12 protein-coding genes and 1 pseudogene are annotated in these 15,165 nt (G+C 62.4%); 10 read left to right on the plus strand and 3 right to left on the minus strand.

Going from position 1 to position 15,165, the window contains the following annotated elements:
- The first annotated feature begins 1 nt into the window (after position 1).
- The 5 genes from F3J44_RS20195 (at position 2) to gltS (ending at position 5,457) form a co-directional block, all read left to right on the plus strand.
- On the plus strand, positions 2-1,012 hold the full coding sequence (locus F3J44_RS20195) for an ornithine carbamoyltransferase (protein WP_167060407.1): 1,011 nt from the start codon (positions 2-4) through the stop codon (positions 1,010-1,012).
- A gap of 125 nt (positions 1,013-1,137) precedes the next feature.
- Positions 1,138-2,067, plus strand: coding sequence for a carbamate kinase (arcC, locus tag F3J44_RS20200; RefSeq protein WP_167275402.1), 930 nt, complete (start codon positions 1,138-1,140; stop codon positions 2,065-2,067).
- Positions 2,068-2,122: 55 nt separating this feature from the next.
- Positions 2,123-2,491 carry a DUF5064 family protein gene (locus tag F3J44_RS20205; protein WP_167275405.1) on the plus strand — a complete coding sequence of 123 codons (369 nt, stop codon included), beginning with the start codon at positions 2,123-2,125 and terminating at the stop codon, positions 2,489-2,491.
- 142 nt (positions 2,492-2,633) lie between these two features.
- Entirely contained in the window at positions 2,634-4,142 is a 1,509-nt protein-coding gene (locus F3J44_RS20210) for a sigma-54-dependent transcriptional regulator (protein ID WP_167060416.1), read from the plus strand.
- 109 nt (positions 4,143-4,251) lie between these two features.
- Entirely contained in the window at positions 4,252-5,457 is a 1,206-nt protein-coding gene (gltS, locus tag F3J44_RS20215) for a sodium/glutamate symporter (RefSeq protein ID WP_167060419.1), read from the plus strand.
- A gap of 207 nt (positions 5,458-5,664) precedes the next feature.
- Here the strand turns inward: gltS and F3J44_RS20220 are convergent, their stop codons facing one another.
- On the minus strand, positions 5,665-5,931 hold the full coding sequence (locus F3J44_RS20220; protein WP_167060750.1) for a bacteriocin immunity protein: 267 nt from the start codon (positions 5,929-5,931) through the stop codon (positions 5,665-5,667).
- A 215-nt stretch (positions 5,932-6,146) separates the two neighbouring features.
- On the opposite strand from F3J44_RS20220, the pseudogene F3J44_RS29910 reads away from it, so the two are divergent.
- Positions 6,147-6,313, plus strand: a pseudogene (locus F3J44_RS29910) (sodium/glutamate symporter); the annotation flags it as partial.
- Between the two features lie 189 nt (positions 6,314-6,502).
- On the opposite strand, the gene F3J44_RS20230 reads toward F3J44_RS29910, so the two are convergent.
- Both F3J44_RS20230 and F3J44_RS20235 read right to left on the minus strand, forming a co-directional pair.
- Positions 6,503-6,769 (minus strand): bacteriocin immunity protein, encoded by a 267-nt coding sequence (locus F3J44_RS20230; RefSeq protein ID WP_167275408.1) that lies wholly within the window; start codon positions 6,767-6,769, stop codon positions 6,503-6,505.
- Positions 6,770-6,776: 7 nt separating this feature from the next.
- A complete protein-coding gene (locus tag F3J44_RS20235; protein ID WP_167275411.1) occupies positions 6,777-8,546 on the minus strand; it encodes an S-type pyocin domain-containing protein in 1,770 nt (589 codons plus the stop codon).
- Positions 8,547-9,191: 645 nt separating this feature from the next.
- Between F3J44_RS20235 and gcvH the strand changes: the two genes are divergently transcribed.
- The 4 genes from gcvH (at position 9,192) to gcvT (ending at position 15,123) form a co-directional block, all read left to right on the plus strand.
- A complete protein-coding gene (gene gcvH, locus F3J44_RS20240) occupies positions 9,192-9,575 on the plus strand; it encodes a glycine cleavage system protein GcvH (protein WP_167060431.1) in 384 nt (127 codons plus the stop codon).
- Between the two features lie 5 nt (positions 9,576-9,580).
- Entirely contained in the window at positions 9,581-12,442 is a 2,862-nt protein-coding gene (gene gcvP / locus F3J44_RS20245; protein ID WP_370526771.1) for an aminomethyl-transferring glycine dehydrogenase, read from the plus strand.
- A gap of 156 nt (positions 12,443-12,598) precedes the next feature.
- Positions 12,599-13,975: an L-serine ammonia-lyase gene (locus F3J44_RS20250; RefSeq protein WP_167275416.1), complete on the plus strand. Its 1,377-nt coding sequence runs from the start codon at positions 12,599-12,601 to the stop codon at positions 13,973-13,975.
- Between the two features lie 26 nt (positions 13,976-14,001).
- Positions 14,002-15,123 (plus strand): glycine cleavage system aminomethyltransferase GcvT, encoded by a 1,122-nt coding sequence (gene gcvT, locus F3J44_RS20255; protein WP_167275419.1) that lies wholly within the window; start codon positions 14,002-14,004, stop codon positions 15,121-15,123.
- Positions 15,124-15,165: the final 42 nt, after the last annotated feature.

Below are 15,165 nucleotides of genomic sequence, written 5' to 3' on the forward strand. Positions count from 1 at the left end.
CATGGCGTTCAACATCCACAACCGCAACCTGCTCAGCCTCGAACACCACAGCACCCGCGAGCTGAAGTACCTGCTGGACCTGTCCCGCGACCTCAAGCGCGCCAAGTACACCGGCACCGAGCAGCAACACCTGAAGGGCAACAACATCGCCCTGATCTTCGAGAAAACCTCCACCCGCACCCGCTGTGCCTTCGAGGTGGCCGCCTACGACCAGGGCGCCAACGTCACCTACATCGACCCCAATTCCTCGCAGATCGGCCACAAGGAAAGCATGAAGGACACCGCCCGCGTGCTTGGGCGCATGTACGATGCCATCGAGTACCGCGGCTTCAAGCAGGAGATCGTCGAGGAACTGGCCAAGTTCGCCGGCGTGCCGGTGTTCAACGGCCTGACCGATGAATACCACCCCACGCAGATGATCGCCGACGTGCTGACCATGCGCGAGCACAGCGACAAGCCCCTGCACGACATCAGCTATGCCTACCTGGGCGACGCCCGCAACAACATGGGCAACTCGCTGCTGTTGATCGGCGCCAAGCTGGGCATGGACGTGCGCATCGCCGCACCGAAGGACCTGTGGCCCCATGACGACCTGGTAGCGCGCTGCAAGCAGTACGCCGAAGAAAGCGGCGCACGCATCACCCTGACCGAAGACGCCAAGGCGGCGGTCAAGGGCGTGGACTTCATCCACACCGATGTGTGGGTGTCGATGGGCGAGCCGATCGAAGCCTGGGGCGAGCGCATCAAGCTGCTCAAGCCTTACCAGGTGAACAAGGAGCTGATGAAGGCCAGCGGCAACCCACGGACCAAGTTCATGCACTGCCTGCCGGCGTTCCATAACTCCGAAACCAAGGTTGGCAAGCAGATCGCCGAGCAGTACCCGGACCTGGCCAACGGCATCGAAGTGACCGACGACGTGTTCGAGTCGCCGGCCTGCATCGCCTTCGAGCAGGCGGAAAACCGCATGCACACCATCAAGGCGATCCTGGTTTCGACCTTGGCTGACTTGTAATCCGCCACCGCTCGCAAGTGGCTTGCAGGGTAACTGTGGGGGGGGGGCTTGCCCGCCCCCACAGGTAACCCACCGGCCCTTGTGTAGTGACGGTTCATCGTCTATTCGTTCAAAGGACATTCCCCATGCGTATCGTTGTTGCATTGGGCGGCAACGCCCTGCTGCGCCGCGGCGAGCCCATGACCGCTGACAACCAGCGCGCCAATATCCGCACCGCCACCGAACAGATCGCCAAGATTCACCCCGGCAACGAGCTGGTCATCGCCCACGGCAACGGCCCGCAGGTTGGCCTGCTGTCGCTTCAGGGCATGGCCTACAAGCCCGACGAGGCCTACCCGCTGGACGTGCTGGGTGCCGAAACCGAAGGCATGATCGGTTACATGATCGAACAGGAGCTGGGCAACCTGCTCGCCTTCGAAGTGCCCTTCGCCACCCTGCTGACCCAGGTCGAAGTGGACGCCAACGACCCGGCCTTCAAAGACCCGACCAAGTTTATCGGCCCGGTCTATGCCAAGGACGAGGCCGAGCGCCTGGCCAAGGAAAAAGGCTGGGTGGTCAAGCCCGATGGCGACAAGTACCGCCGCGTGGTGGCAAGCCCCAAACCCAAGCGCATCTTCGAGATCCGCCCGATCAAGTGGCTACTGGAAAAGAGCAGCATCGTGATTTGCGCCGGTGGCGGCGGCATCCCAACCATGTACGATGAAAACCGCAAGCTCAAGGGCATCGAGGCGGTGATCGACAAGGACCTGTGCTCGGCATTGCTGGCCGAACAACTGGATGCCGACCTGTTGATCATCGCCACCGACGTGGATGCCGCCTACATCGATTGGGGCAAACCGACGCAGAAAGCCATTGCCCAGGCCCACCCCGACGAGCTCGAACGCCTGGGCTTTGCCGCCGGCTCCATGGGGCCGAAGGTGCAGGCTGCCTGCGATTTCGCCCGCCACACCGGCAAGGTGGCGGTAATCAGCTCGCTGGAAAACATCGAAGATATCGTCAAGGGCACCGCCGGCACCCGCGTCAGTACCGCCAAGCCCGGTATCAGCTACCGTTGAATGCAGTCGGCGGGCCGTGAGGGCCCGCCATGTTCACCTTCTGCAGGAGTCTGCTATGGCCAAGTACGCGCCAGGTCATGTCCATATCGAGCGCACCGCGCTGAACAAGAACGACCACAGTTACGACCTGAACATCGACTACGAAGCGGTCACCGACCCCAAGGAAGGCAGAGGCATCCAGTTTCGCATGCACGGCAGCATCGAGGGCAAGCCCGTCGATGAACCGTTCTTCCTGGCCAAGGACCAGGTGCTGCCGAGCTTTCTGATGGTGCTCAGCCGCAAGGCGCAGCAGCACCTTGCCCCGCCCAAGAAATTCGAAACCCTGGCATCGCCGCACAAACTCTACGACGCCATGTTCGAAGACATCCGCCAGAAACTGGATGTGAAATCCGGCGACCCGATCAAGTCTGAACACCTGGAGTGATCCCTTTCGCGGCACAAGGCCGCTCCTACAGGCAACCGCGCCCCTTGTAGGAGCGGCCTTGTGCCGCGAAAGGGCCGCAAAGCGGCCCCGGCGATGTTGAGGCATACTACTGCCCTCCCCGGCCACGACCCCCGCCTCCCCCATGCGCATCCACGTCAGCTTCATCGACCGCGTCGGCATCACCCAGGAAGTCCTCGCCCTGCTCGGTGCCCGCAACCTCAACCTGGACGCCGTGGAGATGGTCCCGCCCAACGTCTACATCGACGCCCCGACCCTGAGCCCTGCCGTGCTCGAAGAACTGCACGATGCCTTGTTCGAGGTACACGGCGTGCAATCGGTGGACGTGGTCGACATCCTCCCCGGCCAGCGCCGCCACCTGCAGCTCGACGCGCTGCTGGCGGCCATGAGCGACCCGGTGCTGGCGGTGGACAGCGCAGGCAAGGTGCTGCTGGCCAACCCCGCGCTGATTGCCCTGTGCGGCCGGGAGTCGGCCGGGCGTACGGTGGGCGAACTGTTCAACGACCCCGGCCTGCTGCAGGCGCTGCTGGACAACAATTTTCACCTGCCCATGCGCGAGATGCAGCTCAACGGCCAGAGCCTGCTGCTGGACGCATCGCCGATCACCCACGCTGGCGGCCTGCTGACCCTGTACCCGCCCAACCGCATGGGTGAGCGCCTGTCGGCCCTGCACCACGACCACGCCGAAGGCTTCGACGCCCTGCTGGGCGAGTCGCCGGCCATTCGCACCCTCAAGGCCCGCGCCCTGCGTGTCGCGGCCCTGGATGCACCGCTGCTGGTACACGGCGAAACCGGCACCGGCAAGGAGTTGGTGGCCCGCGCCTGCCACGCCATCAGCAGCCGCCAGGCCGCGCCCTTCCTGGCCCTGAACTGCGCCGCACTGCCCGAAAGCCTGGCCGAGAGCGAGCTGTTCGGCTATGCCCCCGGCGCCTTCACCGGTGCCCAACGTGGCGGCAAGCCGGGGCTGATGGAACTGGCCAACCAGGGCACGGTGTTCCTCGATGAAATTGGCGAAATGTCACCCTACCTGCAGGCCAAGCTGTTGCGTTTTCTCAGCGACGGCAGCTTTCGCCGGGTAGGCGGCGACCGCGAGGTCAAGGTGGACGTGCGCATCATCAGCGCCACCCACCGCGACCTTGAGCGCATGGTGGCCGAAGGTACCTTCCGCGAAGACCTGTTCTACCGTTTGAATGTGCTGAACCTGCAAGTACCGCCCTTGCGCGACCGCGGCCAGGACATCCTGATGCTCGCCCATTACTTCATGCAGCAGGCCTGCACGCAGATCCAGCGCCCAGCGTGCCGGCTGACACCCGCCACCCACTCGGCGCTGCTGGCCAACCCCTGGCCAGGCAATGTGCGCCAGTTGCAGAACGTGATATTCCGCGCCGCGGCCATCTGCGAAAGCAACCTGGTGGATATCGGTGACCTGGATATCGCCGGCACCTCGGTGGCCCGAGGCCAGGATGGCGAAGTGGCAAGCCTGGAACAGGCGGTGGGCGACTTCGAGCGCGAACTGCTGCAACGCCTGTACGCCAGTTACCCGTCCACCCGGCAGTTGGCCGGGCGCCTGCAGACCTCGCATACGGCCATTGCGCAACGTTTGCGCAAATACGGTATTCCGGGCAAAGGCTAATCCTTTTCGCGTAAAGCTTTCAGAAAAGCCCTACGGGCCTGGCCAATACTTCATCGAACACTGCTGCGAGAATGGCGTTCATCCCTGTTTGCTGGAAAGAACGCCTCTCATGCTGGAACTCGATTTCTACGGCACGCTGGTAGCCGCTTCTCTCGTCCTGTTGCTTGGGCATGGCCTGGTAAAGCGCGTGGCCATCCTGCGCACCTACAACATTCCCGAGCCGGTGGCTGGCGGCCTGGTGGTCGCCTTGCTGTTGCTGGGTTTACGCAGCTTCGACCTGAAGGTGCAGTTCGACACCTCGCTGCAGGCGCCGTTGATGCTGGCCTTCTTCGCCACCATCGGCCTGAATGCCGACTTCGCCAGCTTGAAGAAGGGTGGCCGGGTGGTGGGCATTTTCCTGCTCGCGGTCACCGGGCTGCTGCTGGTGCAGAATGCCATGGGCATCGGCCTGGCCACGGCGCTGGGCCTGGACCCGCTGATGGGCCTGCTGACCGGCTCGATCACCCTGTCCGGCGGCCACGGCACCGGGGCGGCCTGGAGCACCACCTTCAGCGAGAAATACGGCCTGGCCTCGGCCTCGGAGCTGGCCCTGGCCTCGGCCACCTTCGGCCTGGTGCTGGGTGGCCTGATCGGCGGCCCAGTTGCCCGCCTGCTGATCAAGCGGGTCCAGCTGCCCGGCGGCGAGCAGGCAGCGCCACACATGCCCAAGGGTTTTGAAGAGCCGGGTAAAGAGCGCCTGATCACGCCCTTGTCGTTTATCGAAACCCTGGCGCTGATCGCTGTCAGCCTGCTGGGCGGCACGCTGCTCAATGGCCAGTTGCAGGGCACGGCGTTCGAACTGCCGACCTTCGTTTGCGTGCTGTTCGTCGGCGTGCTGCTGCGCAACGGGCTGTCCGCCCTGGGCCTTTACCAGGTGTTCGAGCGGGAAGTGTCGGTGCTGGGCAATGTGAGCTTGTCGCTGTTCCTGGCCATTGCGCTGATGTCGCTGAAACTGTGGGACCTGGCAGCACTGGCCCTGCCCTTCCTGGTCATCCTGGCGGCACAAACTCTGCTGATGGCGCTGTTCGCGATCTTCGTCACCTTCCGGGTCATGGGCCGCAACTACGATGCCGCGGTATTGGCAGCCGGCCATTGCGGATTCGGCCTGGGCGCTACGCCCACTGCCATCGCCAACATGCAGGCCGTGACCCACCGTTTCGGGCCTTCGCAGCTGGCGTTTCTGGTGGTGCCGATGGTGGGGGCGTTCTTTATCGACATCATCAACGTGATCGTGATCAAGCTGTACCTGGCGCTACCGTTCGTTGCCGCAGGCTGAACATTACCGTCGAATTCGAGCGCCTACCTCAGCCCAACACCGCCCCGGTAGGAGCGAGCGCAGCTCGCGATGGGGCGCGCAGCGGCCCCAGGGTTTCAGCTCCGCGGCCCATCATGCCGGGGCTGCTTTGCAGCCCATCGCGAGCTTTGCTCGCTCCTACCAGCCACCCGCCCCGACCTCGATGGACCGGGGAGTTGCGAAGGGTGGTCAGGACTCCTTGAACCCTGGTAAGCCTTGCTCGGCTCGCCATTTCTTCACTGCCTCTACCACGCTTTGAGGGGAGTCCTTAATTCCTACCTTGCTCGGATAGAAAATCAGGTCAGAACCCAGTGGGTGCTCACATAACCGCTCGAACTTAATAATCCCATCCGTATGCTTCCGATCCGTCGGATAAAGAACTGGATCACCATGATAAATGCCGTGTACAAGCTCAAGAAACTCGTGCTCTGTGTAATCCGAGATTCTATCTTTCATCGCTTTCACATCTCCTTTTGATCCGCCACGTGAAATATTGCAGCGCGCTTGCGGGCAATAGCCCCTGTAGGAGCGGGCTTGCCCCGCGAACACCGGCGCAGCCGGTGCCATTCACCGCAGCACCTGCTTCGCGGGTCAAGCCCGCTCCTACAGAGTTCCCCGCTAAATCAGAAAGTTACGATTTCTTTCATAGAAGCGAGCAAAGTTTGCGATGCTTCCGGGTCATGGAACGCAACTACGATGCCGCAGTATTGGCGGCAGGCCACTGCGGGTTCGGCCTGGGCGCAGCCCCACTGCCATCGCCAACACGCAGGCCGTGACCCACCGTTTCGGGCCCTCGCAGCTGGCGTTTCTGGTGGGGCCGATGGTGGGGGTTCTTTATCGACGAATTCGAGCGCCTACCTCAGCCCGACACCGCCCCGGTAGGAGCGAGCGCAGCTCGCGATGGGGCGCGCAGCGGCCCCAGGGTCTCAGCTTCGCGGCTCATCATGCCGGGGCTGCGTTGCAGCCCATCGCGAGCAGTGAACACAGACTCCCCAGCCTGAAAAGGCCGGGGAGTTTTATAGGAAAGTCAAGAATCCTTGAAACCCGGAAGGCCCTGCTCGGCGCGCCATCTTTTTACTTCATTGAGCATGCCTCGCGGGGTCTCCTCGATCCCCAATTTTTTTGCTCTGTAGATAAGATCAGACCCGGCGGGGTGGCCGGTCAATCGCTCAAACTCCAACACCGCGTTGATATGGGAGCGTTCCGTTGGGTATAAGCGCCCATCTGCACGACATATACCAAGTAAAAACTCATAAAATTCATTTTCGGTGTAATCATTTAGCTGCTTCATCATAAAAACCTCACCTATGCATGTCGATATGGAATCTTGGTGAAATTATTACCAAATTATCACTATCATAAACACCTCCACCATCACGTATTGATTTTATGTGATGAATTTCGTATTTAACCCTACTACCAACCCGTTCATCCCTAGGAGCATACGGAGCTAGCCCTCGCAGCATCAATGCTCGCATCTCAGGGGAGAACTGCCCCTCAAACAACGGACTCTTAGCTACAAGCCGCCAAAGTCTTTGCCGATACAAATTCCAACTGCTATGTGATCTCCCCCGCAGCTTGCTCGCAATTTGGGAGGGAATGGGCGAGCCGTTTCGATTTCCTTCAACAAGCAATTCACCACTAAACTGCTTACCCTTGCCTACTCCAATTCCTGTGATATGCCGCCGGCTTTTGAACATCACATACAGCGGCGCCAACCCCGAGTCGGCAGGGAAGATGATGACGTAGTCATCGAACCCGACATCGGGCAGATCCGGGTAGGTATCGAGCCGCCCTTCAAGCGGTTCGAGTTTTGGCCCAACCAATACTTTCTTCGGGGGGCGCGTTGCAGGTAAGGTTGTTGAGCTGCCCATTGGCTCAACGGCGGGCGTCCACACTAGATTTCTTGGCGGGACATCTTCGGTCGTTACGACGTATTCGCCAGTTGACGCATCGTGGTGAGCTGCAAGAACTGCCACCGTTGAAGGTATGGCAGCCCCATCGGTGCGAATCGCGAACAGTTCGGTCGGGCCGATATCTTCGCGCTTGTCCCCCATACGCACCGGAAGTTCGATCCAGCCGCGCTCAATGGCTTCCGCTTGCGCAGCAGCATCAAGCGCCACCGACAGGTCAGCCAGTGGCGTGCTCAGAAGGTAATTCTCCTGCAGCTCTCCATTGCCCAACTTGGGGGAATAAAGTAGTGCAGCAACCCTTACCAGGAAAGGCAACGCGACCGATGCGAGTGAGGCTGCACCGACTGCTAAAACGGCAGAACGCAACGCGGCACTTAACGTTAAACCACCCTGAAGCGCCGGTGCTGCCCCTGTCGCCATGATGACCGCAGGCGTCCCATCAAGCTTTGCAAGCGGGATTCTGTAGCTGTTGGCTTCACGAATCGCCTTTTCCGCTTGTGCCCGCTCGGCGGCTGCTTTAACCGCAGCCTCGCGGGCTTTGGCCTGGGCGAGCGCTACGGCCTGAGCTCTGACTTGTGCCTCAGCTTGAGCCCGGGCATCAGCTTCAGCCTGTGCCCTTGCTCGCGCATCAGCTTGGGCTTGCGCTTCAGCTTGTAATCTGGCTTGCATCTCTGCAGCCGCGAGTGCATTTTCAAGCGTCGCTATCTGTACTTGAAGTAATTCGATCTCTAACTCTCGCAACTTCGCGGTGTACGCTGCGCGATACGAGGCATTTAACGCTTCTTGAATATTAGAAAGTTTGAGCCGACCAGATGCAATATTATGAAATGTAGCCCCCGCGTAGCTGCTTGGCGTCTGGTCAAAGGGGCTAAGCCCCAAATAGTAACTTCCTGCGACCTCCTGCTGAACAGCTAAATCGACCCGCTTGCGGCCGAGAAGAGCACCATGTGCCACGATACTCATTTTCAAACTATCTATCGCAGTTCCAGTGGAGCCTCCCAACTCTTGCGCCGTAGCTGAAACTTCCTGCGCAAGGGTATCGGCAACTTTTGACTTCTTTATCAGGTATTCCTGTTCTGCTTCCGATTTACCGAGATGCATTGCTCCCGGAGCCAGCGCCTTGAATCCGTCCAACTGAGGCCCAACCATGTTTATCATGGTCCCACCTGGCCGAGATGCAGGCGATCGCCCCGCACCTCCAGAAATCGAGGCAGAAGGAATTTGTGCGGGTGGTGGCTGCGCACCTACATAAGTCGGGGCAAGCGGAACTTGTCTGCGCTTTCTGGACATACACTATCTCCAATTATTTCCTTCATTCGGATAAGTGACTGCAGTCCATAACACTGTGCATTCGATCAAATCAGGATTCGCAGCAGGTAATATTCCCTAGAGAAAGTCGAACTGAACCCTAAAACATCTTCAAATTTATAACCACGACCATTAGGCAAGCAGGCGCTTTCCCACTTAATAAAAAGAATCATCTTTCATGAATCCAGCGGTTACCTGAGGAGCACATGACAGCTTGATTCCCTAGCCGTATCGTAACGATTTAATTACGGCGTATCGAAAACAATACGGTCGCATCTGACCGAGTAGCAGCAAGGATTTGATCCATAAACCTTTTGTCAGTTGCCAGCAGGTGTAATGTTTTCATTCCAAAAACATGGAAGCTGCTTTTCGTAAAACCAATAACTCATTGATTTAGTTGAATTTTTTAAAGATGGCCGCGTTATTGCTTAGCATTCCTCACCCCCAAGAGCGCGGGCCCACCGCGCCCAACGCCCTGCTTCCCGAGGAATCCCCATGAGCGAGTTGCGTTTCACCGAAGATCACGAATGGCTGCGCGTCGAAGCCGACGGCAGCGTCACCGTAGGCATCACCGCCTATGCCCAGAACGCCCTTGGCGATGTGGTCTATGTGCAACTGCCGGAGCTGCAGCATTACGACAAAGGTGCCGAAGCCTCCACCGTCGAATCGGTGAAGGCCGCCAGCGGTGTGTACATGCCCCTGGGCGGTGAAGTGCTTGCCGTCAACGATGCGCTCAACGACAGCCCCGAATTGGTCAACGAAGACCCGCTGGGCGAAGGCTGGTTCTTCCGCTTCAAGCCGGCCGACATGGCCGAAGTCGGTGCCCTGCTCGACCAGGACGCCTACGACCGCCTGATCAAAGCCAACGACGACGCCTGAGGAACCTGACCATGACCATCAACCTCGGCACCGCTAACGAATTCATCGCCCGCCACATCGGCCCACGTGCCGCCGACGAACAGGCCATGCTCGCCAGCCTGGGCTTCGACTCGCTGGACGCCATGTCCGCCGCCGTCATCCCAGACAGCATCAAGGGCACCAGCGTGCTCGGTGACCACGACGGCCAGAGCGAAGCCGATGCACTGGCCGCGCTCAAGGCCATCGTCGGCAAGAACCAGCTGTTCAAGAGCTACATCGGCCAGGGCTACTACAACACCCACACCCCAGCACCGATTCTGCGCAACCTGCTGGAAAACCCGGCCTGGTACACCGCCTACACCCCCTACCAGCCAGAGATTTCACAGGGCCGCCTGGAAGCGCTGCTGAACTTCCAGACCCTGGTCAGCGACCTCACCGGCCTGCCGATCGCCAACGCCTCCCTGCTCGACGAAGCCACCGCCGCCGCCGAGGCCATGACCTTCTGCAAGCGCCTGTCGAAGAACAAGGCCAGCCACGCCTTCTTCGCCTCCGTGCACTGCCACCCGCAAACCCTCGACGTGCTGCGCACCCGTGCCGAACCGCTGGGCATCGAAATCGTCGTGGGTGACGAGCGCGAGCTCGGTGATGTCAGCGCCTTCTTCGGCGCGCTGCTGCAATACCCGGCCAGCAATGGCGAAGTGTTCGACTACCGCGAGGTGGTGCAGCGCTTCCACGCGGCCAACGCCCTGGTGGCCGTTGCCGCCGACCTGCTGGCCCTGACCCTGCTCACCCCGCCGGGCGAATTCGACGCCGACGTGGCCATCGGCAGCGCCCAGCGCTTCGGCGTGCCCCTGGGCTTCGGCGGCCCGCATGCGGCCTACTTCGCCACCCGCGATGGGTTCAAGCGCGACATGCCGGGGCGCCTGGTTGGCGTGTCGATCGACCGCTTCGGCAAGACGGCCCTGCGCCTGGCCATGCAAACCCGCGAGCAGCACATCCGCCGCGAGAAGGCCACCAGCAACATCTGCACCGCCCAGGTGCTGCTGGCCAACATCGCCAGCATGTTCGCCGTGTACCACGGCCCGGCCGGCCTCAAGCGCATTGCCGAGCGCACCCACGCGCTGACCGCGATCCTCGCCGCTGGTCTGCAGCGCCTGGGCCTGGGCGTCGTGGGTGAAAGCGCCTTCGATACCCTGACCCTGGCCACCGGCAGCGCCACCGCCAGCCTGCATGACAAGGCCCGCGCCCAGGGCATCAACCTGCGCCAGATCGACGCAGGCCTGCTGGGCCTGTCGCTCGACGAAACCAGCACCCAGGCCGATGTCGAGGCGCTGTGGCAACTGCTCGGTGGCGACCAGGCCCAGCCTGACTTCGCCGCCCTGGCCGCCAGCACCGGCTCGCGCCTGCCTGCCGCGCTGCTGCGCCAGTCGGCCATCCTCGAACACCCCGTGTTCAACCGCTACCACAGCGAAACCGAGCTGATGCGCTACCTGCGCCGCCTGGCCGACAAGGACCTGGCGCTGGACCGCAGCATGATTCCGCTGGGCTCGTGCACCATGAAGCTCAATGCCGCCAGCGAGATGATCCCGGTCACCTGGGCCGAGTTCGGCAACCTGCACCCGTTCGCACCGGCCGCCCAGAGCCAGGGCTACCTGCAGATGACCAACGAGCTGGAAGCCATGCTGTGCGCCGCCACCGGCTACGACGCCGTGTCGCTGCAGCCCAACGCCGGCTCCCAGGGCGAATACGCAGGCCTGCTGGCGATTCGCGCCTACCACCGCAGCCGCGGCGAAGGCCACCGCGACATCTGCCTGATCCCGTCCTCGGCCCACGGCACCAACCCGGCCACCGCGCACATGGCTGGCATGCGCGTGGTGGTCACCGCCTGCGACGCCCGTGGCAACGTCGATGTCGAGGACTTGCGCGCCAAGGCCATCGAACACCGCGAGCGCCTGGCCGCGATCATGATTACCTACCCGTCCACCCATGGCGTGTTCGAGGAAGCCATCGGCGAAATCTGCGCGATCATCCACGACAACGGCGGCCAGGTGTACATCGATGGCGCCAACATGAACGCCATGGTCGGCCTGTGCGCCCCGGGCAAGTTCGGCGGCGATGTCTCGCACCTGAACCTGCACAAGACCTTCTGCATTCCCCACGGCGGCGGCGGCCCGGGTGTCGGCCCGATTGGCGTGAAGTCGCACCTGGCGCCGTTCCTGCCCGGCCACGCGCAATTGGAGAACACCGAAGGCGCAGTGTGCGCCGCACCGTTCGGCAGCGCCAGCATCCTGCCGATCACCTGGATGTACATTCGCATGATGGGCGGCGCCGGCCTCAAGCGCGCCTCGCAGATGGCGATTCTCAACGCCAACTACATCGCCCGCCGCCTGGAAGAGCACTATCCTGTGCTGTACACCGGTGGCAATGGCCTGGTGGCGCACGAGTGCATCCTCGACCTGCGCCCGCTCAAGGACAGCAGCGGCATCAGTGTCGACGACGTGGCCAAGCGCCTGATCGACTTCGGCTTCCACGCCCCGACCATGTCCTTCCCAGTGGCCGGCACGCTGATGATCGAACCGACCGAAAGCGAGTCCAAGGAAGAACTGGACCGCTTCTGCGCCGCGATGATCCAGATCCGCGAGGAGATTCGCGCCGTGGAGAACGGCAGCCTGGACAAGGACGACAACCCGCTGAAAAACGCCCCGCACACCGCGGCCGAGCTGGTTGGCGAATGGGCCCATGGCTACAGCCGTGAGCAGGCGGTGTACCCGCTGGCGAGCCTGGTTGAAGGCAAGTACTGGCCGCCGGTCGGGCGGGTCGACAACGTGTTCGGCGATCGCAACCTGGTGTGTGCCTGCCCGTCGATCGAGAGCTATCAGGACGCCTGATAGCTTAACCGGCAAGGCTGCAGGCATGGTGTAGGAGCGGGCTTGCCCCGCGAAGAAGCCGGCGCGCTACATGGCACCGGCTTCGCCGGTGTTCGCGGGGCAAGCCCGCTCCTGCAAGGCCCTTCGATAAACTGGCAAACCGGTAGGGAGATCATCATGTCACTGAGCGTCTTCGACCTGTTCAAGATCGGCATCGGCCCTTCCAGTTCCCACACGGTCGGCCCCATGCGCGCCGCCGCGCGCTTTGCCGAGGGGCTGCGCCGCGATGGCTTGCTGGCGGGCACCGCCTGCGTCAAGGCCGAGCTGTACGGCTCGCTGGGCGCCACCGGCAAGGGGCATGGCAGCGACAAGGCGGTATTGCTCGGCCTGGAAGGCGAGCACCCCGATACCGTCGACACCGAAGCCATCCCCGCCCGCTTGCAGGCCATCCGTGCCAGCGGCCAGCTCAGCCTGCTGGGTGAACAGCCAATCGACTTCGTCGAGAAGCAGCACCTGGCCATGATCCGCAAGCCACTGGCCTATCACCCCAACGGCATGATCTTCCGCGCCTTCGACAGCGCCGGCCTGCAAATTCGCAGCCGCGAATACTACTCGGTGGGCGGCGGCTTCGTGGTCGACGAGGACGCCGCCGGGCAGGACCGCATCGTTGAAGACAGCACCGCACTGGCCTACCCGTTCACCACCGCCAAGCAGTTGCTTGGCCACTGCAGCGCGCAGCACCTGGCGATCAGCCAGGTGATGCTGGCCAACGAGGCCGCCTGGCGCCCCGAAGCCGAAACCCGTGCCGGGCTGCTGCGTATCTGGCAGGTGATGCAAGACTGCGTCGAAGCCGGTTGCCGCCACGAAGGCATCCTGCCCGGCGGGCTCAAGGTCAAGCGCCGCGCACCGGCGCTGTACCGGCAACTGAGCAGCCACCCCGAGGCCAGCCTGCGCGATGCGCTGTCGGTGCTCGACTGGGTCAACCTCTACGCATTGGCGGTGAACGAGGAAAACGCCCATGGCGGGCGCGTGGTCACCGCGCCCACCAATGGCGCGGCGGGGATCGTGCCGGCGGTGCTGCATTACTACATGCGCTTCATTCCCGGGGCCAACGAGGACGGCGTGGTGCGCTTTCTGCTCACCGCTGCCGCCATCGGCATCCTCTACAAGGAAAACGCCTCGATTTCCGGGGCCGAAGTCGGCTGCCAGGGCGAGGTCGGGGTGGCCTGCTCGATGGCCGCCGGGGCCTTGTGCGAAGTGCTGGGCGGCACCGTACAGCAAGTGGAAAACGCCGCCGAGATCGGCATGGAACATAACCTGGGGCTGACCTGCGACCCGATTGGCGGGCTGGTGCAAGTGCCGTGCATCGAACGCAACGCCATGGGCTCGGTGAAGGCCATCAACGCGGTGCGCATGGCCCTGCGCGGCGACGGGCAGCACTACGTGTCGCTCGACAAGGTGATCCGCACCATGCGCCAGACCGGCGCCGACATGAAAAGCAAATACAAGGAGACCGCTCGCGGCGGTCTGGCCGTCAACATCATCGAATGTTGACCCGACAAACAACCAAGGAGTCATCGATGTCCGAAACACTGCAAAAGACCCCACTGCACGCCCTGCACCTGGAACTGGGCGCGCGCATGGTGCCGTTCGCCGGCTTCGACATGCCAGTGCAGTACCCGCTGGGGGTACTCAAGGAGCACCTGCACACCCGCGAACAGGCCGGCCTGTTCGACGTCTCGCACATGGGCCAGATCATCCTGCGCGGTGCCGACGCGGCTGCCGCCCTGGAGAGCCTGGTGCCCGTGGACATCATCGACCTGCCGCTGGGCATGCAGCGCTATGCCATGTTCACCAACCCGCAAGGCGGCATTCTCGACGACCTGATGGTCGCCAACTTGGGTGACGACACGCTGTTCCTGGTGGTCAACGCCGCCTGCAAGGAACAGGACCTGGCCCACCTGCAGCAGCACATCGGTGGCCGCTGCGAGGTGCAGCCGCTGTTCGAGCAACGTGCCCTGCTCGCCCTGCAAGGCCCGGCAGCGGTCAAGGTGCTTGAGCGCCTGGCGCCGGAAGTGGCCGGCATGACCTTCATGCAGTTCCGTCCGTTGACCCTGCTGGGCCAGGCCTGCTACGTCAGCCGCTCGGGCTACACCGGTGAAGACGGCTACGAGATTTCGGTGCCTGCCAGCGCCGCCGACGCCCTGGCCCGGCGCCTGCTGGCCGAGCCAGAGGTGCAGCCAATCGGCCTGGGCGCACGCGACTCGCTGCGCCTTGAGGCCGGCCTGTGCCTGTACGGCCATGACATGGACAGCACCACCACGCCGATCGAAGCCAGCCTGCTCTGGGCCATTTCCAAGGTGCGCCGCGCCGATGGCGCCCGTGCCGGTGGTTTCCCCGGCGCCGAGCCGGTGTTCGCCCAACAGCAGCAAGGCGTGGCACGCAAACGGGTCGGCCTGCTGCCCCAGGAACGCACGCCGGTGCGCGAAGGTGCAGAGATTGTCGATGCCGACGGCAAAAGCGTGGGCAAAGTGTGCAGCGGTGGTTTTGGCCCGACGCTCGGTGCACCGGTGGCGATGGGTTATATCGATAACGAACATGCCGCGCTCGACACGCCATTGTTCGCCTTGGTACGCGGCAAGCAAGTTGCCTTGAAAGTCAGCAAAATGCCTTTCGTTGCACAACGTTACTACCGGGGTTGAAGGTGTGACCTGAGGTTTTTTGGCAGGTTCGGCATATTCGAT

This window comes from Pantoea sp. Tr-811 (assembly GCF_011752535.1).
Lineage (GTDB): Bacteria > Pseudomonadota > Gammaproteobacteria > Pseudomonadales > Pseudomonadaceae > Aquipseudomonas.

Bases quoted from the DNA above. Each gene is read 5' to 3' on its own strand.
- F3J44_RS20195 (WP_167060407.1), top strand. From the start codon at position 2: ATGGCGTTCAACATCCACAACCGCAACCTGCTCAGCCTCGAACACCAC.
- arcC (WP_167275402.1), top strand. From the start codon at position 1,138: ATGCGTATCGTTGTTGCATTGGGCGGCAACGCCCTGCTGCGCCGCGGC.
- F3J44_RS20205 (WP_167275405.1), top strand. From the start codon at position 2,123: ATGGCCAAGTACGCGCCAGGTCATGTCCATATCGAGCGCACCGCGCTG.
- F3J44_RS20210 (WP_167060416.1), top strand. From the start codon at position 2,634: ATGCGCATCCACGTCAGCTTCATCGACCGCGTCGGCATCACCCAGGAA.
- gltS (WP_167060419.1), top strand. From the start codon at position 4,252: ATGCTGGAACTCGATTTCTACGGCACGCTGGTAGCCGCTTCTCTCGTC.
- F3J44_RS20220 (WP_167060750.1), bottom strand. From the start codon at position 5,931: ATGAAAGATAGAATCTCGGATTACACAGAGCACGAGTTTCTTGAGCTT.
- F3J44_RS20230 (WP_167275408.1), bottom strand. From the start codon at position 6,769: ATGATGAAGCAGCTAAATGATTACACCGAAAATGAATTTTATGAGTTT.
- F3J44_RS20235 (WP_167275411.1), bottom strand. From the start codon at position 8,546: ATGATAAACATGGTTGGGCCTCAGTTGGACGGATTCAAGGCGCTGGCT.
- gcvH (WP_167060431.1), top strand. From the start codon at position 9,192: ATGAGCGAGTTGCGTTTCACCGAAGATCACGAATGGCTGCGCGTCGAA.
- F3J44_RS20250 (WP_167275416.1), top strand. From the start codon at position 12,599: ATGTCACTGAGCGTCTTCGACCTGTTCAAGATCGGCATCGGCCCTTCC.
- gcvT (WP_167275419.1), top strand. From the start codon at position 14,002: ATGTCCGAAACACTGCAAAAGACCCCACTGCACGCCCTGCACCTGGAA.